This is a genomic window from Bradyrhizobium nanningense (assembly GCF_004114535.1).
In the GTDB taxonomy this organism is placed as follows: Bacteria; Pseudomonadota; Alphaproteobacteria; order Rhizobiales; family Xanthobacteraceae; genus Bradyrhizobium; species Bradyrhizobium nanningense.
Genome location: NZ_LBJC01000019.1, coordinates 105,759 through 128,926, shown reverse-complemented (window position 1 = coordinate 128,926; position 23,168 = coordinate 105,759). Strand labels below are relative to the sequence as shown.

Genomic DNA, 23,168 nt, shown 5'->3' with positions numbered 1-23,168 from the left:
ATCCTTGCGCTATCGCAAGGCGAGCTCCTTTCAGCGCGCGAGGCCATCTTGAAGAATCTGCTCACCGACATTGCCGGGGTCCGCGTCGGCCATGCCGAGGATGCCAAAGTCGCCACCGGCACGACCGCGATCATCTTCGATTCCCCCGCGGTCGCGGCGATCGACGTGCGCGGCGGCGGTCCCGGCACGCGCGAGGACGCGCTGCTCGATCTCGCCAACACCGTCGAGCGCGTCGACGCGATCGCGCTATCGGGCGGCTCCGCCTTCGGTCTCGATGCCGGCGGCGGCGTCCAGGCCTGGCTCGCCGAGCAGGGGCGCGGCTTCAGGGTTCGCGAGGCCCTGATCCCGATCGTGCCGGGGGCGATCCTGTTCGATCTGCTCAACGGCGGCGACAAGGCCTGGGGACGCTTCTCGCCCTATCGCGACCTCGGCTACGCCGCGGCGGCTGCCGCCGGCACCGACTTCGCAATCGGCAGCGTCGGCGCCGGCTTAGGGGCCACCACCGCGACGTTCAAGGGCGGGCTCGGCTCGGCCTCGGCGGTGACACCTGACGGCGTAAAGGTCGCGGCGATCGTCGCCGTCAACGCGGTGGGCAGCGTGACCGTCGGCAACGGGCCGTGGTTCTGGGCGGCGCCGTTCGAGGTCGGCGGCGAGTTCGGCGGGCGCGGCCTGCCTGACAAGTTCACCGACGACATGCTCCGCATGCGCATCAAGGGCGGTCCCGCGGCGAGCGCGCGCGAAAATACGACCATCGGCGCGGTCGTCACCGACGCGGTGCTGACCAAACCCCAGGCCAAGCGTCTGGCGATGATCGCACACACCGGCTTCGCCCGCGCCATCTATCCGGTGCACGCACCGACCGATGGCGACGTGCTGTTTGCGGCAACGACCGGCGAGAAGCAGATCGAGCCGCTGGTCGGCCTCACCGAGCTCGGCACGGTCGCCGCCAACGTGGTCGCGCGCGCGATCGGCCGCGCCATCTACAGCGCGACCGCGCTGCCGTTCCCGGAGGCACAGCCGGCGTGGAAGGACAGATTCGGTTAGAAACGAAACGGCTGATACGGCGTTACCTTGGCGGCCTCGGGTGTACTGCCATGCCGTCTTCCGTGATCCGGTTCTTCCGCTATGCGCCCGACACGCGGGAGCTGAAGGTGACTTTCGTCAGCGGACGCCTCTATGTCTACGAGGATGTTCCATCCGAGGTCGCCACAGCGTTCAGGGAAGCGCGCTCAAAGGGAGCGTTCTTCAACCACGAAATCCGTGACCGCTACGTCTATCGTGACATCACGCACGAATATGCCGGCTAATCTCGGATGTCGCTCACACGCTCATCGACATCGAGGAACCGGCAGCCGCCGAAGCGCCCTGCCCCTGACCGCCTTGCTGCTGCATCAATTGCGCGAACAGATCATAAGCCGAATTGCGTGAGGAGCTGGAGGCGCCCGGCACGGTCGTCGACATCTTGAAGCCGTCGGCATAGGTGACGGTGGTGGTGGTCGAGCCGTCGGCGGCGGTCGTCGTGGTCGAGGTCGATCCGCCACTCGACGAGGACGAAGAATCCGATCCATCACCCGAGCCGCCGGCACCTTGCGCGTGATGGTGGCCATGGTGACCGCTCTTCAGCGCCTTCGACATCTCGTCAAGGCTGACGCTGCCGTCCGAATTCGAATCCAGCTTGGAGAACACGTCGTCGGCCTGCGCGAGGTTGGTCCCGCCTGCGCCCAGCGCGTCCTCGAACTCGGACTTGGTGATGTTGCCGTCGCCGTCCGCATCGATCTGCGAGAACAGATCCTTGAGTGCAGCATTTCGGCTAGTCGACGTCGAGGACGTGGAGTTCGACGAGGTCGAGTTGGCCGTGCTGGTGTCGGAGGACTGGCTTTGCGCGGCGAACAACGCGTTCATCGTCTCCGGCGCGATCTGCGGATATTTGCCCGAGTTGACCGACGAGGTCGCGCCGCTGGTCGTGCTGCTGCTAGCGCTGTCGATCGCGAATGGATTGGCCGCGCCCTGCGCAGACCCTGTCTTGTGCGTCGAGGAGGACGATTTCGAGTTCGTCAGCGACTGAATAGCGTCGAGTGCGCTCGACACGGCACCAAGGGCAAACAACATTGCACAACTCCAACCGATGCGGCATGCCGCGGCCAATGTCCTGCAGGTGATGTCAGCAAGCGTCGTGCCAGCGCAAAAAGTTCAATGAAATCCGCCACCGCCGCGCCTTGGACGGCCCGGGAACACCGGCAATTCGTGCCGGTCGCGGCAGAATCTTCCGCCCACAGGAAGCACGGCTGCCCTGCATTGCCCGCCACGGAGGCCCATGTTAGGCGAGGCCCATCTTTCACGGCCGCCACGGGAAACTGCGTCATGACCCAAGCCTTCGCCCCCCGCCCTTTGGCCATCGCCCCCTCGATCCTGGCCTCGGATTTCTCCAGGCTCGGCGAGGAGGTGCGCGCCGTGGACGCGGCTGGAGCCGACTGGATCCATCTCGACGTGATGGACGGTCACTTCGTTCCCAACATTTCCTACGGCCCCGACATCATCAAGGCGATGCGCCCGCACACGAAGAAGGTGTTCGACGCGCATCTGATGATCTCGCCCTGTGACCCCTATCTCGAGGCCTTTGCGAAAGCCGGCTGCGACCACATCACGGTACATGCTGAGGCCGGTCCGCATCTGCACCGCTCGCTGCAGGCGATCCGCGCGCTCGGCAAGAAGGCCGGCGTCTCGCTCAATCCAGGCACGCCGGTCAGCGCGCTCGAATACGTCCTCGACCTCGTCGATCTCGTGCTGGTGATGTCGGTCAATCCCGGCTTCGGCGGCCAGGCCTTCATTCCCTCCGCGATCGGAAAGATCCGCGACATCCGTGCAATGACGGCGGGACGCCCGATCGACATCGAGGTCGACGGCGGCGTCGGCCCAGACGTCGCCGGCGCGCTCGCCGCGGCCGGCGCCAACGCCTTCGTCGCCGGCACGTCCGTATTCCGGGGCGGCACGCAGGAGGCCTACAAGACCAACATCGCCGCGATCCGCAACGCGGCGCTAGGGGCTCGCGGCGAAGCGATTTGAGCCGGAGCAAGCGCGCACGCGGACGAGGCGAAATCCCGCGGCTTTTGCGGCTGCTGCAACGCGCAATGCCTTAAATTGCAGTCTTGATCCGTACTCATCCGGACTTCACTGATTCGCGCAAATCACCGCAAGTGATTCCTGCCTGTTTTTGACGGGAGGACATCATGACGACGACCCTGGTTTGGACTGGCGTAGCGTTGTGGTTAGCGTTCAATGCGGCGATTGCGGCTCGCAGCCTCTACGTGGCGCGACCGGTGAAGGCCGAGGCTTCCGCCCGCATCATCCACCTTCACCGTCGGCGGGGCTGAGCGCCATGCAGATCGCACTCACCAAGCGTCGGCCGAAGCGCAGGTGCCGGATCCCGCGCCGCCCGCACCCGGGCCTCGATTATTTCTTCGGCCGCCTCGAGCGCACCGATGGCACGATGGACGACAATGCCGGGCTCGACAACTCGGACCTCGACCATTCGTTTGCTTCGCAACGCCGACACTGAGACTTCTGACCGGACCGCTCCATGAAACCGCACTGCCCGAACTGCCTGAAGGAAATGATCAAGGCATCCGCGTCGCGTAACCTGTTCAATTGCGAGCCCTGCCGCGAGATCATCCAGTATTTCGGCGGCAGCGCGGATCACGGCGAGCCCGGCCCGCAATTCTCCTGGCCGATCCGCCGCAAGCGCGCCGCCCACTCCGCCCACGCGGCCTGATCGCCCCTTCAAGTCGGCAGGCGGCCTATCCCGGTCCTTCGCCGGCATCGGGCTCGCCGACATCACCGTCCATCCGCGGCGGCCTTACCACCGTGACGGTGCAGCCTGCCTCCGAGGCCACCTTGGCCGAGACGCTGCCGAGCAGCGTGCGGCGGAACGAGCCCTGCCGCGCGCCGATGATGACGTGGTCGACCTGGTTGACCTCGGCGAACTCCAGGATCGCGGCGGCGGGATCAACCGCCTCCAGCACATGAGCCGACAGCCGGCTCTCATCCAATTTGAGCGGCGTCGCCCAATGCCGCAGCGCGACCAGGCGGTCGATATGCTTGTTGGACCCCTGCTCGTCCAGGGTACGGTCGATCGCGATCCTGTTCAGCTTGAGCACGTTGACGCAGGCAAGCCGCGCCGAGGGCAGCGTGGCGAGGATGCGCTGGGTGGTCACGCGTAGCGCCTCGTTGAGCTCCGGTGCGCCTTCCACCGTGTCGAGCGCGACAGCGAGGATCGGGCTCGATGCGATTTGCGCCGCGACATCCGATTTCGCGCGTGGGGCCATGACGCCCAGATTGAACCGGCGACGCCAGGCGACGCTGAGCGGGTCGCGTTTGACCCGCTCCGAGCGCGTGGAGAGCTTGACCTGGTCGGGATGGGCGAGATCGAAGGCGAGCTGGGACGCCGTCGGATAGCGCCACACCGGCTCGATCTCGAGACACCGCAGCACCACCTCCTGCAGCCAGGGCGGATAGTCGGCGCGCAAGCTTCGCGGCGGATGCGGATCGCGCCACAGACGGCGCCGCATCGCGCGCAGCGTCTCGCCCTCGCCGAACGGCCGCTCGCCGGTGGTGAAGAAATACAGTAGCACGCCGAGCGAAAACAGATCGCTGCGCGGATCGTCGCGCACCCCTGACAACCGCTCGGGTGCCATGTAGGGCGCGGTGCCGTAAGGCAGGCGGAACTCCTCCTGCAAGAGATCCGGCAGGTGGTTGTGATGTGACAGGCCGTAATCGATCAGCACCGCCTCGCCGCTCTCGCGGAACATGATGCTGCTCGGCTTGATGTCGTGATGGATCACGTTCTGCCGGTGCAGATCGGCCAGCGCGGTTGCAATCCTGGCAACGAGCAGCCGCGCTTCGTCATAAGGCAGCGGCAGGTCAGGCAGTCGCTTGTAGAGCGTGGTGCCGGAGATCTGCTCGATCACGACATAGGCCTGGTGCGCGAAATCGCCGGTGCCGAAACAGGTCGGGACGTGCGGGCCCGCGAGCCGCGGCAGGATCATCATCTCCATCTCGAAGGAGACGATCGCGGCGGGGTCCTCGCCCTCGGAGACCCGCGGTATCTTCATCAGCAGCGGCACGTCGATGCCGGGATGGGTGACCGTCCACAGCGTCGCCATGCCGCCGGCATGAACGCATTCACCGATGGTGTAGCCATCGATCACCGCGCCGGACTTGACCAGAGGCTTCGGCATTGCCTTCAGCGCCCCTGCGAGAGCCGATCGGCGAGCCAATGCGGCAGACCGTTGTCGCGAATTCTGCCCGCCGCCGTCGCGATGTCATAGGGCGCGCGGCAATAGGTGATCTGGCACGACTCGGTGTCGAACAAGACGAAGGCTGCCGACGGATCGCCGTCGCGAGGCTGGCCGACCGAGCCGAGCACGGCGAGCCATTGCCGTCCACGCAGAAGCTGCACCGGGACGTCAGTCTTCGGCACGAAGCTCGTCATCTTCGCCGTCACCGACATCGAATAGAGCGCGGGGCGATGGATATGACCGCAGAACGTAACATGGGCCGGCGTCGCAATCAGGCTCTTGGCGGCGTCCACAGTGGAGCGAACATAGTGCCAGCGCTGGGGGTGAGAGGCTTCCGAATGCACGAAGAGCCGATCGCTGTCCTGGACCAGCATCGGCAATTCGCTCAGGAATCGCCGCTGCGCCGCGTCAAGCCGGCCGCGGGTCCATTCGATCGCGACCTGCGCCTCGGCGTTCATGGTCTCTGCCGAGGAATTGACCGCCTGGTCGTGATTGCCGCGCACGGCGATGGCACCTTGGGCCACGAACTCCATCGCGGTATCCACCACCCATTCGGGATCGGCGCCATAACCGACGAAATCGCCGAGCAGGACGAACCGCTCCGCGCCCTTCGCACGGGCGACCTTCAGACAGGCTTCGAAGGCCTGCCGGTTGCCGTGAATATCCGAAAAGACAGCGAGAAGCACGCACCCTCCACCCTTCAATTCTTATTGAAGCCCGATACGGCCAAATTGAGGGAGGTCAAGACCATGCGCCAGCGCCGCCCCGATTACCAGCGCCCCGCGGACGATGGCGGAGAGCCTATTGCTCGTCTTTCGGGGGCATCCGGGGCGGCGGCAGCGGGGTGAACACCGCGCCTTGCGCGCCGGCCGGCGGCGCGATGAACTCGCCCGTCGAGGAATCGCCGCCGCTCGTCTCCATGATCGTCTTGGGCGTCACATATTCGCGGACCATGTCGATGAGGCTCCCATCGCCGCCGCCGAAATCGGCGGCACGTCCGCCTTGCGGATGTCCCAGAGCGATCTCGTTTTCCGCGGCATGGGTCTTGTCGGCGAGCCCATCGTTGTAGGGCACACGGAAGGCCCGCGGGATACCGCTCGGACGATTGTCCTCGTCCAGCTGCTCGACCCAGAGATAGATCGAGCCGGGATCGCCCTCAAGCGAATGCGGCTCGACGATGCGAGCCTTCAGCAGCTTGAAGGTCGCCGGCAGCCGGTCGGAACTGGCCCAGCCAAGCAGCCCGCGCATTTCGGTGAAGCTGACGACATAGAAGGCGCTGGTCACGACCACCGCGACCGCCTTCAGCGACCAGTGCAGCCGCGCATAGACCAGCACGACCAGCAGCAGCGCGCCGATCACGGCGTAGGCGACCGACAGCGTCAGGATGACCGTCTGCAGGTTACTCACGGCGTATCCTCGTAGCGTTCTTGCTCACACCGGTCCTCGGGTCGAGATCGGCGCCGTTGCGCCAGCCGCTGCGGAACGTCTCGAGCAGTGATTTCGGCCGCTGGTCCACGTTGACGACCTTGCCTTCGGCATCGAGCCGGAATCGCACCGCGGTCTTCTCGTCGCCGGTGTGATCGAGCGTGAACTTGTTGTCGAACACCACCTGCGCCGTCGGATTGAGTTTTTGCACCTTCACATTGGCCGTCACGGGCTCACCGGTCGTCGCCACGAAATGCGAGACGTTGACGGTGTATTCTCCGGCCAGGATGCCGCGGAGGGTGACGATCTCCTCGCGGATGGGCGAGGCGATCTTCTTGCCGGCGACCATGATGAAGTCGTTGGCTCCGCCGCGATCGTCGCGGTCGAGGGTGAGGAAGCCGGCCTCGCGGTGGCGATACCAGGCGATGTTGCCGGCGGGATCCTGCACGAACAGGTCGAGATCGTCGGGGTGATTGTCCGGCCAGTCCAGCGTGATCATGAACTCCGCCTTGGAGTCGATCTTGCCGTCCTTGGCGTCCGGAGAGACCGCGAGCAGCGCCAGGAAGAACAGGAACGCGATCACCTGGAGCGCCTTGAACAGCATCACGCCCAGCGGGTCGAACGGCTCCTCGCGCGGATAGAGACCGAAATCATCCATCATGACGGGGTTCCGGCACCCTTGATTCCAGAACCCTTGATTCCAGAACCCTTGCGCTCCAGCACCGGCGTCACATAGGTCTCGGTCAGCACCACCGCATCCGAAAACACCCGCTGGGTCGCGGCATCCAGCATGTAATACTGGATGCGGACCAGGATCGAGCCGACGAGGCCGGCAAGCGTCGTGTACATCGCGACCGCCATGCCGTCGCTCATCAGCCCCATCGAAGAACGCATCGCGACCTTGTCGGCGGCATCCAACCCCGCGATCGGCGCCAGCATGATAATGAAACCGATGATGGTGCCGAGCAGGCCGAGCTTCATCAGCGTGTCCGAGACGAAGGCGCCGAATCCGTTGGAGCCGCGCAGGCGATCGGCGAGCGTTCGCAGCAACAGCGTCTGATCCACCGGGCGGTAGTCCTGCGCGGCGGCCTTGGTCACCAGGCTTTCGATATGATCCCGCACCAGCCCGCGCGGCAGCGCCGTCGCACGCGCATCGAGGACCTTGCCGCCGTCGGGCGCCGCGAGTGCCGCCCGGCAGCGCCGAGCGGCCGCCCCCTCCCGTGCGATCGCCCGCGTGCGCAGGAAGCAATGGCCGCAGGTGACAACATAGAGCACCGCGATGACGCTCGAAATGTAGGTGCGGTCCGAGGTCAGCATCAGATGGATCAGGCCGAACCGCCACAGCAGCACGACGGCGAAGATCGAGAGCCCGGTGAAGATCATCCAGAACAGCAGCGCGCTGCGCTCGGATGGGTCGGCAGCAGATCCTGCGATCGGTCCAATCGTCATCGAACTCATGCCGCACCGCTCCTCGGGCCGCAACGATCGGCCCATAAAGATTTCCACCCGATTAGATCAAAGCCGCCGTATCAGGTCCAAAGACCCATGCCCAATCCGGCTTGGGAAATTTGCCCGAGCTGCAATCTTGCCACACCCGGCAATTGGCAAGGCGCGACGGCGTTGTTAGGCTGACCTTATCAAACGTCGGGGGTGATCGCATGCGCCTCGTGCTTCAGCTTGTCGCCCGTCTGCTGCTCATCGTGGCACTTTGCCTTGGCGCGGCAACCATATGGGCCACGTTCGACGCCTATCGCAACGTCGATAGGGCGACTGCGGCGTCCGCACAGCGGGTCGCGCAGGCGCTTCAGGCGTTGTACTGGCATGAGTTCTTGTTGCGCAGCAGCAGAACGCGCGAGCAGCTTTTGCCGGTTCCGGACTGGCGCACGCTGGAGACGATGAAGCTGATCTCGCCCGGCGTCTGCGTCGAGTTCCAGCCGGCCATCGCGTTTGAAAAGCCGCTTTGCGGCCAGAGCGAGGGGCTGGGCAAGACGCCGCCGCGCTGGTTCGCATCGATCGTCCCAATCTTCCTTGGCAGCCACGCCGAGGTGGTACGACCGGTCAGTCCCCGCGCCGCTTCTGCCGGCACGGTGGTCGCGACGCCGGATGCCGCGGCCGCGATCTCGCTCGCCTGGGAGTACATCCTCAACGTGATCGATGTCGCGCTGTTGATGGCGGCGGCGATCGCGCTGTTGGCATCGCTGGCGATCGCGCATGCGCTGGCCCCAGCGCGCGCGATCGTGACCGCCTTGCAGCGCATGGCGCGCGGCCAGTATCGCACCAAACTGCCGCGCTTCCGCTCGATGGAGCTGGCGATGATCGGCAGCGCCGTCGGCGAGCTTGGCGGACGCCTGGAGGAAGCCACCGAGCAGCGCGCTGCGCTGACGCGGCGCCTGATCGAAATCCGCGACGATGAGCGCCGCGCGCTCGCCCGCGAGCTGCATGACGAGTTCGGGCAGAATCTCTCCGCCATTCTCGCCTTCGCCAACACGATCGAGACAGCGAGTGCGAAGCAGAACAAGGATAACGGGATCGCGCAGGATGCGCGGATGATCTCGCAGGCCACGCATCAGTTGATGGCCTCGCTCCGCGATGCGCTGAAGCGGCTGCGCAATCCCCTGCCCGAGGAGCTTGGGCTGGAGGCGAGCCTCGTCAATCTGGTTGATAGCTGGCGCTCGCAGAGCGCGGCGCGGCCGACAATCCAGCTCGACCTCAGGGGTGACCTGACGGACGTGCGGGGCCCGGCCGCCACCACGGCCTATCGCGTGGCACAGGAATGCTTGACTAACGCGCTGCGTCACAGTGCGGCGCGCGAGATCTCTTTGCGCATCGAACGCCGTGCCGGCGACGACAACGCCTTGCTGATCCGCGTCGAGGACGACGGCGGCGGCGATGCGGAGCGCGTCGCGCAATCGACCGGCTTCGGCCTGACCGGGATTCGCGAGCGCGTCACGGCGGCCGGCGGAACACTGTCGATCCTGCCTGCCCGCGGCGGCCTCAGTGTCGCCGCCACCATCCCGCTCGCCGCGTGAGGCCGACATGAGCGAGGTGGCAGCAACAGGCATCTCCGTGCTGCTCGTCGACGACCATCCGATCGTCCGGCAGGGCTACCGGCGCGTGCTGGAAAGCCAGGGCGATCTGCATGTCGTCGCGGAAGCCGACAATGCCGCGGACGCCTATGGCGCGTTCAAGGCGCACGACCCCGATGTCGTCGTGCTCGACATCTCGATGCCCGGCGCGAGCGGGCTGGAGGCGATCCGCAACATCCGCGCGCGCAGCCCGCGGGCGCGGATCCTGGTTTTTACCATGCACAACGAGGCCGTGCTGGTGAAAGCCGCCTTCAGCGCTGGCGCCAGCGGCTTCGTCACCAAGAGCAGCGAGCCTTCTGCCGTCGTCTCCGCGATCCGCAGCGTCGCTCGTGGCGAGCGCGCCATGAGCGACGACATCGCGCATATTCTGGCCGAGGACAGTTTGTCGGCGGGCTCAGCTCTGGATCAACTAGGCGAACGCGAGATCGAGATCCTGCGCCAATTCGCCGGTGGCGCCACAACCGAGCAGATCGCGGCGCATCTCAACCTCAGTGTGAAGACGGTGCAGAACTATCACTATTTGATCAAGACCAAGACCGGCGCACGTACCGATGCGCAGCTGGTGCGGCTGGCCGCAACGTGCGGGCTGACCAGGATCTAGCAGCAGAGCTGCCGCACTGCCCTCCTCGAAGTTACTCAATCTGCCGAACGAAATTGGAACGGAGCTCGTCCGCTGCCGGTTAGTACGGCAGTGAAGGAGTCAAGGGTCATGAGTAAGGGTCATCACAAGTCAGTCGACCATCCCCCCATCATCACTGTCGGCGAGCTCATCGACGAACTTTGCCGCCTGCCGGACACAGCCGTCGTCCACTTCCGCTGTCCAATGCTCGATCAGGAGCTAACCTTCTACCATCTTCGCAAGCGGTCAAAGGACGCTGTCGAAATCGCCGTCAATGTCTATCCGGAGAGTCCGCCGGTCGTGCCGTCGTCTGATCCTGCGTTTCACGCGCGAAGACACTCGGCTTCCTCGCCCTCGCTTCGCGACGGTGCCCTTCTTCACAAGGCGAGAGGTTGATTGGCCGCCGGCGAATAGATTGAGCCCTGCGGCTTCAGGCCGCCTTCAACCCGCGCAGCAGCAGCGCCAGCGTCGCGTCGACGCGAGCGGAGAGATCGGCATCCTTCCACTCGTCGGCATGGGCTGGATGGTGGAAACGGACGGTCGCATCGAAGATCGCGCGCGCCGTGACCTTGGCGTCGGCGACATCAAACACGCCCTGCTTCACGCCGTCGGCCAGGATCGCCGCGATCTGGTCGATCATGGTGTCCTTGTGGCACTTGACGGCCGCACAGGCCTCGCGCGCCAGGGTTAGATAGGTCTCGAACATTTCGGGGTCGTCGAGCACGCGCGAACGCTTGGCGGCGAACAGGGTGCGCAGCCAGCGGTCGAGCCTGTCGGCCGCCGGTCCCTGCTCCCTGGCGATCGCCAGGAGCGGCGCATCGATGCGGTCCAGCCAGCGCTTGGCGACGGCCTCGCGCAGCGAGGCCTTGCTCGGGAAATGGCGATAGACGCTGCCGTGGCTCACATCGAGCGCACGGGCGACGTCCACCACGGTGGCCTTGGCAAGTCCGAAGCGCCTGAGAACGTCCTCGGTCACTTCGAGGATCCGCTCCGGCGTCAAGACAACAGCTTCATTCATGCCAGCACCATTCCCGTTCAGGGCTCAGTCTCCCGGCAGTAGGGCTGCTTCCGAAGCGCCCTGGCCGGTCGTCTCGGAAAGCCTATGCCTTAATGAGGCAGTTTTGCAGCCTGCGCCGCGATCTGGCGCGCCACCAGCAAATTGAGCCAATGCCCAATCGCGCCGGTAAAATTGAGGATTTCGGTCGTCATCGTCTTAAGTCTCCATTCGTCCGCGCTCCCCGCTCTTGAATCCGCCCTCCAATCCGCTTCGGATGTCGGGCTCGCCGGGGCTTGTCGCGGGACGCCCAATCGGAGCGTCCGACAACGGATATACACGTCTCGCTGACAGATTTCAATATCTGTCAGTCAATGATCCGTGATTGACAGCCAATTTTTCGCCATCCGCCGGCCGGTCGGCCCCCACCGGTGGATTAGCCGTCCCCGGACCCCGCTCCGTGGGTCGGATCGTTTGTTTCGCTCTCCCTGCTCTGTTAAATCACGGCGTAAAAAACATTCTGGCCGGAGCCGCCCCTTGGACCATTCCTTGGGTTGCCCGCCCACCTTCCTGGAGCCGCCCGATGATCCCCCGCTATACCCGTCCCGAAATGGCCTCGATCTGGGAGCCGCAGACCCGGTTCAAGATCTGGTTCGAGATCGAGGCGCACGCGGCGGACGCCCTCGCCGAGCTCGGAACCATCCCCAAGGAGGCCGCCAAGACGGTCTGGGCCAAGGCCAAGAATGCCACCTTCGACGTCGCCCGTATCGACGAGATCGAGCGCGAGACCAAGCACGACGTCATTGCCTTCCTCACCCACCTCGCCGAGATCGTCGGCCCCGAGGCGCGCTTCGTCCACCAGGGCATGACCTCCTCTGACGTGCTCGACACCTGCCTCAACGTCCAGCTCACCCGTGCCGCTGACCTCTTGCTCGCCGACCTCGACAAGGTGCTGGCCGCGCTCAGGAAGCGCGCCTTCGAGCACAAGATGACGCCGACCATCGGCCGCAGCCACGGCATCCATGCCGAGCCGGTGACCTTCGGCCTCAAGCTCGCTTACGCCTATGCCGAGTTCACGCGCGCCAAGGAGCGCCTGATCGCAGCGCGCAAGGAAGTCGCGACCTGCGCCATCTCCGGCGCCGTCGGCACCTTCGCGCAGATTGATCCCCGGGTCGAAGAGCACGTTGCGAAAGCCATGGGCCTCGTCCCCGAGCCGATCTCGACCCAGGTGATCCCGCGCGACCGCCACGCGATGTACTTCTCGACCCTCGGCGTCATCGCCTCCTCGATCGAGCGTATCGCGGTCGAGATCCGTCACATGCAGCGCACCGAGGTGCTGGAGGCCGAGGAGTTCTTCTCGGAGGGACAGAAGGGCTCCTCTGCCATGCCGCACAAGCGCAACCCGGTGCTGTCGGAAAACCTCACCGGCCTCTCCCGCATGGTGCGCGCCTATGTGACGCCGGCGCTGGAGAACGTCGTGCTCTGGCACGAGCGCGACATCTCGCACTCCTCGGCCGAGCGCATGATGGGCCCCGATGCCACCGTGACGCTCGACTTCGCGCTGGTGCGCCTCGCCGGCCTGATCGACAAGCTCTTGGTGTATCCCGCCAACATGCAGAAGAACCTCGACCGCCTCGGCGGCCTCGTGCATTCGCAGCGCGTACTGCTGGCGCTGACGCAGAAGGGCGCAAGCCGCGAGGATTCCTACAAGCTCGTGCAGCGCAACGCCATGCCGGTCTGGCGCGGCGAAGGCGACTTCCTCCAGCTGCTGAAGAAGGACACCGAGGTGAAGAAATATCTCAGCGACGCCGAGCTCGAGGAGCTGTTCGACCTCGGCTACCACCTCAAGCATGTCGACACGATCTTCAAGCGCGTGTTCGGGGAATCTTAGGATCGTACGGTGGGTTAGCCTTGCGGCTGCGCGAAGCGCAGTCCGCTGGGCGTAACCCACCTCTTTCGAGTCCACGGAGACAAACAGCGGTGGGTTACGCCGAGCAGATGCGCGTTGCGCATCTGCAGGGCTAACCCACCCTACGAGCAACAACAAAAACGGACCCCACCCGCATGCCCATCGTCAACCGCGTTGCCGCCCTCTCCGACGAAATGGCCGCCTGGCGCCATGACTTCCACGAGAACCCGGAGCTGCTCTACGAGGTCCACCGCACTGCCGGCATCGTCGCCGATCGCTTGCGCGAGTTCGGCTGCGACGAGGTGGTGACCGGCATCGGCCGCACCGGCGTGGTCGGGGTGATCCGCGGCCGCAAATCCGCCTCCGGGAAGACCATTGGCCTGCGCGCCGACATGGACGCGCTGCCGATCATGGAAACCTCGGGCGTGCCCTATGCCTCGAAGGTCCCCGGCAAGATGCACGCCTGCGGCCATGACGGCCACACCGCGATGCTGCTCGGCGCGGCAAAGTACTTGGCCGAGACGCGCAATTTCGACGGCACGGCGATCATGATCTTCCAGCCCGCTGAGGAAGGCGGCGGCGGCGGCAAGGCCATGGTCGAGGACGGGCTGATGTCGCGCTGGAACATCCAGGAGGTCTACGGCATGCACAACATGCCGGGTCTGCCGGAAGGCCATTTCGCCACCACGCCCGGCGCGATGCTCGCCTCCTCCGACAACATCCAGATCACGGTCCACGGCAAGGGCGGTCACGCCGGCGCGGGTCCGCACAAGTCCGTCGACAGCGTGTTGATCGGCTCGCAGATCGTGGGTGCGCTGCAATCGATCGTGGCCCGCAACGTCGATCCGCTGAAGTCAGCCGTCATCTCGATCACGCAATTCCACTCCGGCACGGCCTTCAACATCATTCCGGAGGTCGCCGAGCTCGGCGGCACCGTGCGCACGCTCGACCCTGAAGTGCGCGATCTCGTCGAGCGCCGCATCGGCGAAGTCGCCGACAGCGTCGCCCGCGCCTATGGCGGCTCGGCCGAGACGAAATACACGCGGATGTATCCGGTGACGATGAACCATGCGCGCGAGGCCGGCCTTGCCGCCGACGTCGCCCGCGACATCGTCGGCGCTGATCGCGTCAACGACAAGTTCATCCCCATGATGGGCGCCGAGGACTTCTCGTTCATGCTGGAAGCGCGTCCCGGCGCGATGGTGCTGGTCGGCATGGGCGACGGCAACGAGTGCCACCACCCGGCCTACGTCTTCAACGACAACATCCTTGGCCACGGCGCGTCGTTCTGGGTGCGTCTGGTTGAGACGCGGATGCCGGCAGGTTAGCGTCGTCCGGTGTGTCAGCTTCGTGAGGTGGTTAGCGTCAGCATATCCCCTCTACTCTCCGCGGTTATACAAGTAGTGGGTTGCGCTACGCTCACTAATCCTACGGGCCCAGCGCCCGGGTGGTCAGTTGCAGATCTCTACACCGGAGATCCGCATTTCCGCCGAAGTGGCAAGGGAAGTGCCGGCCTGCAGACGACAGCCCGGTCGAACGGGACGACAGCCAGCGCTGTTGCAGTAGATTTGTCCCGATGACTTGGCTTGAGACGATGGCGGCGAGGACTCGCCCTGCTTACGCTCAGCATCCCGCTTCTTCGCGTCATCGCGCGCCGCAACCGGCTTCTTCTCCGGCACCTTCTCGCATTCGTTGTCGTCGCCGACGCGATAGCCGGCACGGCAGGTGATCTTGACGCATTGGTCTCCATCGGCCTTGAAGCCGAAATTGCAGACGAGCGGACAGACCCTGCCGGGCTTTGCCTTCAGTGCATCGAGCGCATCGACGCTGGCGGTCTTGGCCTCGAATTGCGTGCCGGCATATTTGTTGAACAGTGTCAGCGAGCGTTGCGCGGCCGAGGTCCACTCGCTCTCCGCCGCCGAGGCAAGGCAGCCGACGCGGCGCAATTCGCTCTGGACGGACTTGGAGAGGTCAGCTGCGGATAATGTCGAGGTCGGGCCAGGCGAGAGCGCGGCCACTTTCTGGGTCTCGGCTTCGGGCATTTGCCGATCGGTCGAAGGCTTTGCCCCCTGCTCGGCTTTCTCGGCCGCCTGCTTTGCAGCAAGCTCGGCCTTTGCTTTCTCCGCCGCCTGCTTCTCGGCCAATGCTTTCGCCGCGGCCGCCTCGGCCAGCTTGCGCTGGTGCTCGGCCGCCTCAGCCCTCGCCTGCTCGATCTGCTTCTGTTTCTCCGCCGCGATCCGCATCTCCTCGGCGGCCTTAGCAGCCGCAGCGGCCTTCTCCTGCTCTGCCTTCTGGGCGCGCTCGGCGATCAACCTCGCCTTTTGCTGTTCGGCCGCCTTTGCCTTTTGCTCAGCCGCAGCGCGCGCCTCTTCGGCAGCGATCTTGTTCAACTGGCCCTTGGCGAGATTGGCGTAAAATCCGTCCGGATACGCTCCTAAGAACGCCTCCCAGCCGTCGCGCGTGGCCAACTGCAGCGCGAGTTCGTAGTCCCTGCGCACGGCCTCCTGCGGATTGGCCTGCGGGCCGGTCGCGGCCGGCTTGACTGGGACCAGGGGCACGTCGTCGCCGCCAAGCGAGCCGTAGACATAAGGCTCCTGCTTGTAGCTGGTGGCCTTGAGCACGTCGTCGCGCACGAAGCCGAAGGCCTTGCGTAGATCCAGGCCCGGCTTCGGCAGGTGCTCGACCAAAGCGGCAGCGAACGGGCTGTTTCGGGAATCGCCGTCGGATGCGGTCGATCCCGCCTTGGCCGCGAAAGCGATCATCGTGTTGGGACTGGTCGGCTCGACCTTGGCGAGGCCGCGTCCGATCGCGCGCGAGGCCAGCGTGCGCTTCATCGTCTTCGAGAATGGATTGTCGCGGCACGCATCCAGGATGATCAGGCGCAGCTGCTTGGCCGGCTCGACCGCGAACAAGGCACGCTCGACCGGAATGGTCTCGTCGAGAACGTCGCCGTCAGTCTCGAGCGTCGCGTCGGTCGGAATGAGATAATTGGCTCCGTCGAGCTCGATGCCGTGTCCGGCGTAGTAGATGACCGCCATCTCCGCATCGCGCGTCCTGCCGGCGAACTCACGCAACGTGCGCCGCATCTCGCTGGCATTGAGATCCAGCCGGACGTCGACGGAATCGAAGCCGGCCTTCTTGAACATGCCCCCCACCAGGGTGGCATCGTTCGCAGGGTTGCCGAGCTTCGGGGCACTCTTGTAGGCGGAATTGCCGATCACGAGCGCCACCCGCCGGTCGGCATGCGCCGGTCCACAGGCAAAGCCCATCGCCAACATCAACAAAGCAAATAGCCGAAGCGGAATCACTTGCGTCCCCCCGGATGCAATCCCATGAGACTATTCGCCAGCGTCGCCGATTTCCAATCCTTCCTATGTGATGTCTATCACATAGAGGCTGTCGATGACGATATGGATAACGTGCGAAGCGTCGCCCTCCTGTCCAACTCAGCGAGGCCAGATTCTGGCGGGGCTACACTTGCACCACCTCGTGGCGCATCACAAACGGTGCAAGCAGCGTGTGCACCTCGCCCGCGACCACTTCGCGCTGATCCTCCGCCAGCCCCGTCAGCGTCACGATCGCGATCGAGCCGTGACTGCCGTGCGCGCCGACCTTGACCTTGCAGTCGATGCCGCGCTCGACCAGCGGCGCCAGCACCTTGGTGAAAACGCGCTCCGCGGCGTCCCAGCGCAGCTGCGGCTTGAACACCTTGCCGACGCCCGTCACCGGCATGGGATCGATCGGAATGACCTGCACCGGAACGGCGGCGCGCTCCGGGGTACGCTCGCGCACCCACGTCTCCAACTCGCCCGGTTCGACCTTGGCGCCGGGCTTCAACTGCACATATCCCACCGGCAATTCGCCGGCATAGGCGTCGGGCTGGCCGACCACGGCGGCGAAACCGACCGCGGGATGGCGGAACATGATCTCCTCGATCGGTGCCGGGTCGATGTTATGGCCGCCGCGGATCACGAGATCCTTGGCGCGGCCGGTGATCCAGAGATAGCCCTCGGCATCGAGACGGCCGAGATCGCCGGAATTGACCCAGACCTCGTCGACGAAGGCGCCTTTGTTGTGCTCGTCATTGAGATAGCCGCTGAACACGCCGGGTCCCGCCATGATGACGACGCCGATTTCGTCCGGCTTGCAGTCGCGGATCAGGCGGCCGTCGGCATCGAGCTGCACGATGCGCACGCGTGCATAGGGCATCGGCAGCCCGACCGAGCCGAGCCGGATCGGCCGGCCGGGATAAGCGAGCGTGTGCACGCTCGATGTCTCGGTCATGCCGTAGACCTCGATCACGCGCAGCTTCAGCTTGTCCTGGATCGCCGAGCCCACGGCGACCGGGATCGCCGAGCCGCCGCCGGCGGCATATTTCAGGCTGGAGATATCCGCATTGCCCGGCGGCACCGCGAGCGCCGCGGCCAGCACCGTCGGCACGCTCGACAGCGCCTCGGGCTTGAAGCGCTCGACCAGTCCCCAGATATTCTTCACCGCATTCGGATTGCGCCAGCCGCTCGGCGACAGCACGACCAGCGAGCCGCCGCTCGACAGCATCAGCAGCGCTTGCGTCAGCGAGCCGCCGACATGAAACAGCGGCATGCCGAACAGCAAATTGGCGCCGGGCTTCGCCTTCAGCAGCAGATTGAGCGCCCAGGCCTGGTAGACCTGGTTGGCGTGGGTGTGCCGTACCAGCTTCGGTGTGCCGGTGGTGCCGCCGGTGTGGAAATAGGCGGCGATGTCACTGCCGAGAATCTTGCGCCCGCTGACAAGCCGGTCCGACGGCTGCTGCTTGATCAGGTCGCCAAAGGCAAAGATGCCCTTGTCCGGATCGCCGCCGCCGAACACCTGAACGATCGCCTTGAGGTGCTTGAGCTGCGGGCGGATCTGCTCGACCTTCTGCCAGATGTCGCTGCCCGGCATTGGGCCAAGCGTCACCAGGATCTTGGTGTTGGCAGCTTCCAGAATTTCCGCGATCTGGTGCGCCTCGAGCAGCGGATTGACGGGATTGGCGATGCCGGCGGCCTCCGCACCGAACAGCGTCACGAAGGCATCGGGCACCAGCGGCAGCATGAAGCTGATGACGTCGCCCTTCTCTGCGCCGAGCGCATGAAACATGTTGGCGGCCTGCGTGACGCGCGCGATGAAGTCGCGGTACGGGACCACGACCGGCGTGTCGGCGGGATCGGCATTCTGCAGAAACTGGATCGCCGCGCCGTCGGGGTTGCGCTCAGCACCCAGCTTGATGGCGTCATAGGTGCTCTCGGCCGCAACGCGCTCTGCATAAGGGACCTGCTCGAAAGCGCGGACGTCCGCGTCCGTCAAAAGTTCCGGATAGTCGTTGCCGATAAGCCGATCGAGCGCGTGGATACCCGCCATTGGAATTCCGTCCTCCCTCAGATGCATGTCCCCGCCCGCTGTCTTTTGACATTTTGTTTGGCGAGGCCTCGACCGATCGCCGGTCGAGCGAGCGCAGAATGAGGGATGATTTGCCGTTCGTCCATGGCCTACCCGCCGCGGCGGCCGGCCTCGATCGACACCAGAATTGAACCTCCACACCCGATTCCGGGACCAAGAACTGGCGCCGGATTCGCCGGCCAGCGTCCTGCCGCAAGACTTGAGGTGATCATGCCTGCGCATCGGAGCAACTTCATCACCCGGCTGAGCGTAGCGCTCGCCGTGGCAGCGACGGTCGCCATGCCGGGCGCGGCGTCGGCCGACGCTCAGCTCGACAAGATGCGCGCCAAGATCGCGGCTTTCATCGCCGACAAGATGGAGAAGCTGGGCGGATCGCGCATCGTCTACAAGGTGGACAGCGATGGTTTGCGCGAGGCGGTCGTCGCGAACCTGCGCGACGACGCCTACAAGATCCTGCGCGAAGGCCGGATCGCCTTCTCCGGACTTGCGATCCGCGACGGCGGCGTCGAGGTGAATATCCCTGACGCGAAGGGCCGCGAGCAGCTCACGCGCAAGCTCGCCTCGGCGGCGGAGGGGTTGCCCACCCACGCGCTCACCGTCACCGGCAGTGGCGACGGGCCGATCAGGCTGGCGCCGACCGAGGCCGCATCCGCCGCACGGCTGCACGAGCTGGTCGACGATTCCATCGCCATGATCGAGCAGCGCCTCAAGGATGCCGGCATCACGCTCGCCAGCGTCCAGCCCGAGGGGGCAGATCGCATCCGCATCTTCCTGCCGGGCGCCACGGAGCCCGAGCGCATCACCGCGATCTTCGCGAGGAAGGTCAAGGTCGGCTTCCGCCTGGTCGATCTCTCGATGCCGGCGGAGCAGGCGCAATCCGGCACGCCGCCCGCAGGCACGGAAGTCCTGCTCGGCTTCAAGGACGACAGGCCCTATCTCGTCGCCAAGGACAGCGCGCTCGAGGGCGACGACATCAGCTATGCAGGCCCCGGATTTGCGAGCGGCACGAAGGAGCCGATCGCCTCGTTCCGCTTCAACGGCCGCGGCACGCGGCGCTTCGCCCATATCACCGCGGAGAACGTCGGAAGGCCGTTCGCCATCGTGCTCGACGACAAGGTGATCTCCGCCCCCGTGATCCGCGAGCCCATCACCGCCGGCTCGGGCCAGATCTCCGGCAACTTCACGCTGGAGGAAGCGAGCAGCGTCGCCATGCTGCTGCGCGCCGGCTCGCTGCCCGGACATCTTGGCCTCGTCGAGCAGCAGGTCGTGCAGCCCGCCGCCAAGCCGTAAGGCGAAGATCGTCCGTTGCCCCCGCCTGGGCATGCAGCCCCCTCCGCGACGCCGCCCCCGGGGCCGAATCACGGCCGCGCCGCGGCCAGATGGGCAGCCAACGGGCAATTGCCGAAACGCCCGATCGGGCTAAATTTGCCTCTTGCGACATGGCGGCCGAAGGCTTCATTTCAGGCGGACGTCATGCGATTACGGCTATATGTGCCAGCATACCGACAGGACTGAAGGCCTTACGCGGGGTTAGTACCATGCCGTCCGGCAGCGCAGACATTTCCTCGATCCTCGACCGCATTCTCGACGCGGCCACGGACAATCTCAGGATCGCGAAGATCCTGGTCCAGATGGGCCTCGACCCCAACAACGTCACCTACGACGCGATCTTCAACCGGCTGCTGGAGATCTTCGTCAGCAACATCACGCTGGCCAATATGTTCGCCGTGGTCGGGGCGGTCTTCTTCGTCGCCACGCTCTTGATGCGGACGATGGTGCCGCTGCGCGTCGCCAACATGATCGGCTGCGCGTTCTTTGCCATCTTCGGCGCGCTCTCCGCCAACGTCTCAACGTTCCTGCTCTATCTGCTGATGCTTCCGATCAACGCCTTGCGCCTGCGGCAGATGCTCAAGCTGGTCAAGAAGGCACGCCATGCCGCCGAAGGCGACATGTCGATCGAATGGCTGAAGCCGTTCATGACCGAGCGCAGATATCGCCGCGGCGACACGCTGTTCAAGCTGGGCGATCCCGCGAAGGAAATGCTCCTCACGGTCACCGGCAAGTTCCTGGTCAAGGAGATCAACGTCGAGATCGGGCCGGGCGCACTGATGGGTGAGCTCGGCTTCCTGACGCCGGACAACCGCCGCACCGGGACGATCGAATGCATCGAGGACGGACAGGTGCTGACGATCACCTATGACCGGCTGCTCGAGATCTACTTCCAGGATCCGCAGTTCGGCTATTATTTCCTGGTGCTGACCAGCCAGCGCCTCCTGCAGAACATCGATCGCTTGCAGAACCAACTGGCCGCCGAGCGGGCAGCCACGACGAACAGGATCGCGTGAACGCCGGGGGACCACGTAACGCCCATATGACGAGGCGATGTGAATCGGCGCCCATTTCTCGCGCCCCGGACGCAGCGCAGCGCTTCTTGCGGTGCGCTGCAGAGCCGGGGCCCATGCCTCCAAGAGCGACCTCACGGCGTGGATCCCGGCTCTGCGCAGCAACGCCAAGAGGCGTTGCAACGCGTCCGGGACACGAGACCGTCAGCTCTCCGGGTCTTTGCGGGTGCCCCCGCCGCAAAACCGCCCCAAAAACCGAATGGTAACCATGGCGCTCTAAGGTGACCATGTGACCCATTCCCCGACCATCCTGGTGTTCGATTCCGGCCTTGGCGGGCTCACGGTGCTCCGTGAGGTCGTGGCCGCGCGCTCCGACGCGCACTTTGTCTACGTCGCCGACGACGCCTTCTTCCCCTACGGCCACCACAGCGAGGACGAGATCATCGCCCGCGTCGTGCCGCTGATGGGGGAGCTGATCGGCACGCATGACCCCGACCTCATCGTCATCGCCTGCAACACCGCGTCCACCCTGGTCCTGTCTCAGTTGCGCGCCGCTCATTCCGTGCCCTTCGTCGGCACCGTGCCGGCGATCAAGCCGGCCTGCGCACAATCGAGGACCCGCCGCGTCTCGGTACTCGGCACCAAGGGCACGGTGAAGCGCGAATACACCAAAGCCCTGATCCGCGATTTCGCGCAAGGCTGCGAGGTGACGCTGGTCGGCTCGCCCGAGCTCGCCTCGCTCGCCGAGGCTGCGCTTGGCGGCCATCCAATCAGCGACGGCGAGATCCTTGCCGAGCTCGCTCCCTGCTTCGTCGGCGATGCCGAGGACGCCGGCGCGCGCACCGACACCGTCGTGCTCGCCTGCACCCATTATCCGCTGCTGCTCGACCGGCTGAAGCGGCTGGCGCCCTGGCCGGTCGACTGGATCGATCCGGCGCCGGCAATCGCCAGGCGCGTCTCGGATCTGCTGGGTGCGCCTAGCTGCAAAATCGCGCAGGCCGGTGCCGAGATGATCTTCACCTCGAACCGCGTACACGGCCTTTCGGCCACGCTGACGCCGTTCTTCGGCGGCCGCGCGCTGGCCTGACTTTGCGCCTTGGCGCCGCGCTGCTAGGTTTTGCCGTCGCCCCCTAGCTGCAGGCCTTTCCATGTCGGTCCCGTCCACGCCACTCAACCGTCTTCGCCAGCTCTGGCGCGAGGGGCGCCCCGCCTTCGGCGCGATCGCGACCATCCCGAGCGTGCAGATGGTGCAGATCATGGCGCGCTCACTCGACTGGATCATCGTCGATCTCGAGCATGGACCGATCGGCCTCACCGAAGCGCATGCAATGATCGCTGCGACCACAGGCACGCCATGCACGCCCCTGGTGCGGATCGCGGCCAACGAGCCATGGCTTGCGAAGGCGCCGATGGACATCGGTGCCTTCGGCATCAACTTCCCGATGATCACCAGCCGCGCGGACGCCGAGAAGGCGGTGCGCAGCGTGCGCTATCCGCCGCGCGGCGATCGGCTGTGGGGCCCCTTCCATGCCCCGTTCCGGTGGGGCCAGTCGATGCCGGACTACATGGCCAGCGCCGACGACGAGCTGATCTGCATGGTCACCATCGAGCATGTCGACGCCGTCAATCGCATCGACGAGATCATGGCGACATCAGGCATCGACGTCGCGGTCATCGGCCCCGGCGATCTCGCCACGTCCATCAACAAGCGCGGCCAGATGGATGATCCGGAGCTGCTCGAACTGATCGCCCGCGCCGAGGCCGGCATCCTCAGAAGCGGCGTGCCGATTGGCGGCGTGGCCCGCACCGCCGACCAGGCCAATGCCCTGATCGATCGCGGCTACCGCGCGATCGCGCTCGGCTTCGACTGGTCGCTGTTCCAGCGCGGTATCATGGCGGCGTTCGACGGGATCAGGCGCTGAGCAGAGCCAAACAGCACAAGAAAAACGGCCCAAGCAATTGCAAATGCGTAGTAATTTTAATTTTTTATGGCGCGGACCGCTTGTCTCTGCCGCGCGCCGAACCGACTGGCGCCAGCGAGGTTGGTTCGTGCTAGAGCAGACAGCGAGCGGAAGACCGCT

At 65.3% G+C, this 23,168-nt stretch carries 23 protein-coding genes; 14 read left to right on the top strand and 9 right to left on the bottom strand.

Features of this window, described 5'->3' with window-relative positions; genetic code table 11:
* Window positions 1-48 precede the first annotated feature (48 nt).
* Complete coding sequence (locus XH84_RS12230) at window positions 49-1,044, top strand: P1 family peptidase (RefSeq protein ID WP_128920861.1); 996 nt, start codon at window positions 49-51, stop codon at window positions 1,042-1,044.
* A 50-nt stretch (window positions 1,045-1,094) separates the two neighbouring features.
* Entirely contained in the window at window positions 1,095-1,307 is a 213-nt protein-coding gene (locus XH84_RS12225) for a KTSC domain-containing protein (protein WP_128920860.1), read from the top strand.
* Between the two features lie 13 nt (window positions 1,308-1,320).
* Here XH84_RS12225 and XH84_RS12220 read toward each other — a convergent pair whose 3' ends face one another.
* Window positions 1,321-2,109, bottom strand: a complete 789-nt coding sequence (locus XH84_RS12220; protein ID WP_128920859.1) for an EF-hand domain-containing protein — start codon at window positions 2,107-2,109, stop codon at window positions 1,321-1,323.
* Between the two features lie 252 nt (window positions 2,110-2,361).
* Between XH84_RS12220 and rpe the strand changes: the two genes are divergently transcribed.
* From rpe to XH84_RS39675, 4 genes are all read left to right on the top strand, one after another.
* On the top strand, window positions 2,362-3,063 hold the full coding sequence (gene rpe / locus XH84_RS12215; RefSeq protein WP_128920858.1) for a ribulose-phosphate 3-epimerase: 702 nt from the start codon (window positions 2,362-2,364) through the stop codon (window positions 3,061-3,063).
* A 164-nt stretch (window positions 3,064-3,227) separates the two neighbouring features.
* Window positions 3,228-3,371, top strand: coding sequence for a hypothetical protein (locus tag XH84_RS39685; protein ID WP_164936438.1), 144 nt, complete (start codon window positions 3,228-3,230; stop codon window positions 3,369-3,371).
* Between the two features lie 5 nt (window positions 3,372-3,376).
* Entirely contained in the window at window positions 3,377-3,556 is a 180-nt protein-coding gene (locus tag XH84_RS39680; protein WP_164936437.1) for a hypothetical protein, read from the top strand.
* 21 nt (window positions 3,557-3,577) lie between these two features.
* Window positions 3,578-3,769, top strand: coding sequence for a hypothetical protein (locus XH84_RS39675; RefSeq protein WP_164936436.1), 192 nt, complete (start codon window positions 3,578-3,580; stop codon window positions 3,767-3,769).
* A 25-nt stretch (window positions 3,770-3,794) separates the two neighbouring features.
* Here the strand turns inward: XH84_RS39675 and XH84_RS12205 are convergent, their stop codons facing one another.
* The 5 genes from XH84_RS12205 to XH84_RS12185 all read right to left on the bottom strand — a co-directional run bounded on the left by XH84_RS12205 (window position 3,795) and on the right by XH84_RS12185 (window position 8,177).
* Window positions 3,795-5,234 (bottom strand): serine/threonine protein kinase, encoded by a 1,440-nt coding sequence (locus XH84_RS12205; protein ID WP_128920857.1) that lies wholly within the window; start codon window positions 5,232-5,234, stop codon window positions 3,795-3,797.
* A 5-nt stretch (window positions 5,235-5,239) separates the two neighbouring features.
* Window positions 5,240-5,980 (bottom strand): metallophosphoesterase family protein, encoded by a 741-nt coding sequence (locus tag XH84_RS12200; protein ID WP_128920856.1) that lies wholly within the window; start codon window positions 5,978-5,980, stop codon window positions 5,240-5,242.
* A gap of 115 nt (window positions 5,981-6,095) precedes the next feature.
* Window positions 6,096-6,701: a hypothetical protein gene (locus XH84_RS12195; protein WP_128920855.1), complete on the bottom strand. Its 606-nt coding sequence runs from the start codon at window positions 6,699-6,701 to the stop codon at window positions 6,096-6,098.
* Complete coding sequence (locus XH84_RS12190; RefSeq protein ID WP_128920854.1) at window positions 6,694-7,380, bottom strand: DUF2135 domain-containing protein; 687 nt, start codon at window positions 7,378-7,380, stop codon at window positions 6,694-6,696. The genes XH84_RS12195 and XH84_RS12190 overlap by 8 nt, the downstream gene beginning before the upstream one ends.
* Window positions 7,377-8,177: a MotA/TolQ/ExbB proton channel family protein gene (locus tag XH84_RS12185; protein ID WP_128920853.1), complete on the bottom strand. Its 801-nt coding sequence runs from the start codon at window positions 8,175-8,177 to the stop codon at window positions 7,377-7,379. The genes XH84_RS12190 and XH84_RS12185 overlap by 4 nt, the downstream gene beginning before the upstream one ends.
* 200 nt (window positions 8,178-8,377) lie before the next feature.
* Between XH84_RS12185 and XH84_RS12180 the strand changes: the two genes are divergently transcribed.
* Together XH84_RS12180 and XH84_RS12175 are read left to right on the top strand one after the other, a co-directional pair.
* Window positions 8,378-9,748 (top strand): sensor histidine kinase, encoded by a 1,371-nt coding sequence (locus XH84_RS12180; RefSeq protein WP_128920852.1) that lies wholly within the window; start codon window positions 8,378-8,380, stop codon window positions 9,746-9,748.
* Between the two features lie 7 nt (window positions 9,749-9,755).
* Complete coding sequence (locus XH84_RS12175) at window positions 9,756-10,406, top strand: response regulator (RefSeq protein ID WP_128920851.1); 651 nt, start codon at window positions 9,756-9,758, stop codon at window positions 10,404-10,406.
* Between the two features lie 448 nt (window positions 10,407-10,854).
* On the opposite strand, the gene XH84_RS12165 is transcribed toward XH84_RS12175, so the two are convergent.
* Window positions 10,855-11,442, bottom strand: coding sequence for a TetR/AcrR family transcriptional regulator (locus tag XH84_RS12165; protein ID WP_128920849.1), 588 nt, complete (start codon window positions 11,440-11,442; stop codon window positions 10,855-10,857).
* Window positions 11,443-12,001: 559 nt separating this feature from the next.
* On the opposite strand from XH84_RS12165, the gene purB reads away from it, so the two are divergent.
* Together purB and XH84_RS12155 are read left to right on the top strand one after the other, a co-directional pair.
* Window positions 12,002-13,309 carry an adenylosuccinate lyase gene (purB, locus tag XH84_RS12160; RefSeq protein WP_128920848.1) on the top strand — a complete coding sequence of 436 codons (1,308 nt, stop codon included), beginning with the start codon at window positions 12,002-12,004 and terminating at the stop codon, window positions 13,307-13,309.
* Window positions 13,310-13,482: 173 nt separating this feature from the next.
* The gene (locus tag XH84_RS12155; RefSeq protein WP_128920847.1) at window positions 13,483-14,655 is read left to right on the top strand and encodes a M20 aminoacylase family protein; all 1,173 of its coding nucleotides are present in this window, start codon (window positions 13,483-13,485) and stop codon (window positions 14,653-14,655) included.
* A gap of 123 nt (window positions 14,656-14,778) precedes the next feature.
* Here XH84_RS12155 and XH84_RS12150 read toward each other — a convergent pair whose 3' ends face one another.
* Entirely contained in the window at window positions 14,779-16,596 is a 1,818-nt protein-coding gene (locus tag XH84_RS12150; RefSeq protein ID WP_128920846.1) for a caspase family protein, read from the bottom strand.
* A gap of 202 nt (window positions 16,597-16,798) precedes the next feature.
* Window positions 16,799-18,706, bottom strand: a complete 1,908-nt coding sequence (locus XH84_RS12145; RefSeq protein WP_128920845.1) for an acyl-CoA synthetase — start codon at window positions 18,704-18,706, stop codon at window positions 16,799-16,801.
* A gap of 249 nt (window positions 18,707-18,955) precedes the next feature.
* On the opposite strand from XH84_RS12145, the gene XH84_RS12140 reads away from it, so the two are divergent.
* The 4 genes from XH84_RS12140 (at window position 18,956) to XH84_RS12125 (ending at window position 23,009) form a co-directional block, all read left to right on the top strand.
* On the top strand, window positions 18,956-20,035 hold the full coding sequence (locus XH84_RS12140) for a SecDF P1 head subdomain-containing protein (protein ID WP_128920844.1): 1,080 nt from the start codon (window positions 18,956-18,958) through the stop codon (window positions 20,033-20,035).
* A gap of 248 nt (window positions 20,036-20,283) precedes the next feature.
* A complete protein-coding gene (locus XH84_RS12135; protein WP_128920843.1) occupies window positions 20,284-21,090 on the top strand; it encodes a Crp/Fnr family transcriptional regulator in 807 nt (268 codons plus the stop codon).
* Window positions 21,091-21,376: 286 nt separating this feature from the next.
* Window positions 21,377-22,174, top strand: coding sequence for a glutamate racemase (gene murI / locus XH84_RS12130; RefSeq protein WP_128920842.1), 798 nt, complete (start codon window positions 21,377-21,379; stop codon window positions 22,172-22,174).
* Between the two features lie 61 nt (window positions 22,175-22,235).
* The gene (locus tag XH84_RS12125) at window positions 22,236-23,009 is read left to right on the top strand and encodes an HpcH/HpaI aldolase family protein (protein ID WP_128920841.1); all 774 of its coding nucleotides are present in this window, start codon (window positions 22,236-22,238) and stop codon (window positions 23,007-23,009) included.
* Window positions 23,010-23,168: the final 159 nt, after the last annotated feature.

Bases quoted from the DNA above. Each gene is read 5' to 3' on its own strand.
- XH84_RS12125 (WP_128920841.1), top strand. From the start codon at position 22,236: ATGTCGGTCCCGTCCACGCCACTCAACCGTCTTCGCCAGCTCTGGCGC.
- XH84_RS12220 (WP_128920859.1), bottom strand. From the start codon at position 2,109: ATGTTGTTTGCCCTTGGTGCCGTGTCGAGCGCACTCGACGCTATTCAG.
- XH84_RS39680 (WP_164936437.1), top strand. From the start codon at position 3,377: ATGCAGATCGCACTCACCAAGCGTCGGCCGAAGCGCAGGTGCCGGATC.
- XH84_RS12175 (WP_128920851.1), top strand. From the start codon at position 9,756: ATGAGCGAGGTGGCAGCAACAGGCATCTCCGTGCTGCTCGTCGACGAC.
- rpe (WP_128920858.1), top strand. From the start codon at position 2,362: ATGACCCAAGCCTTCGCCCCCCGCCCTTTGGCCATCGCCCCCTCGATC.
- XH84_RS12145 (WP_128920845.1), bottom strand. From the start codon at position 18,706: ATGGCGGGTATCCACGCGCTCGATCGGCTTATCGGCAACGACTATCCG.
- XH84_RS12135 (WP_128920843.1), top strand. From the start codon at position 20,284: ATGCCGTCCGGCAGCGCAGACATTTCCTCGATCCTCGACCGCATTCTC.
- XH84_RS12150 (WP_128920846.1), bottom strand. From the start codon at position 16,596: ATGGGCTTTGCCTGTGGACCGGCGCATGCCGACCGGCGGGTGGCGCTC.
- XH84_RS12225 (WP_128920860.1), top strand. From the start codon at position 1,095: ATGCCGTCTTCCGTGATCCGGTTCTTCCGCTATGCGCCCGACACGCGG.
- purB (WP_128920848.1), top strand. From the start codon at position 12,002: ATGATCCCCCGCTATACCCGTCCCGAAATGGCCTCGATCTGGGAGCCG.
- XH84_RS12190 (WP_128920854.1), bottom strand. From the start codon at position 7,380: ATGATGGATGATTTCGGTCTCTATCCGCGCGAGGAGCCGTTCGACCCG.
- XH84_RS39685 (WP_164936438.1), top strand. From the start codon at position 3,228: ATGACGACGACCCTGGTTTGGACTGGCGTAGCGTTGTGGTTAGCGTTC.
- XH84_RS12180 (WP_128920852.1), top strand. From the start codon at position 8,378: ATGCGCCTCGTGCTTCAGCTTGTCGCCCGTCTGCTGCTCATCGTGGCA.
- XH84_RS12165 (WP_128920849.1), bottom strand. From the start codon at position 11,442: ATGAATGAAGCTGTTGTCTTGACGCCGGAGCGGATCCTCGAAGTGACC.
- XH84_RS12155 (WP_128920847.1), top strand. From the start codon at position 13,483: ATGCCCATCGTCAACCGCGTTGCCGCCCTCTCCGACGAAATGGCCGCC.
- XH84_RS39675 (WP_164936436.1), top strand. From the start codon at position 3,578: ATGAAACCGCACTGCCCGAACTGCCTGAAGGAAATGATCAAGGCATCC.
- XH84_RS12140 (WP_128920844.1), top strand. From the start codon at position 18,956: ATGCCTGCGCATCGGAGCAACTTCATCACCCGGCTGAGCGTAGCGCTC.
- XH84_RS12205 (WP_128920857.1), bottom strand. From the start codon at position 5,234: ATGCCGAAGCCTCTGGTCAAGTCCGGCGCGGTGATCGATGGCTACACC.
- XH84_RS12185 (WP_128920853.1), bottom strand. From the start codon at position 8,177: ATGAGTTCGATGACGATTGGACCGATCGCAGGATCTGCTGCCGACCCA.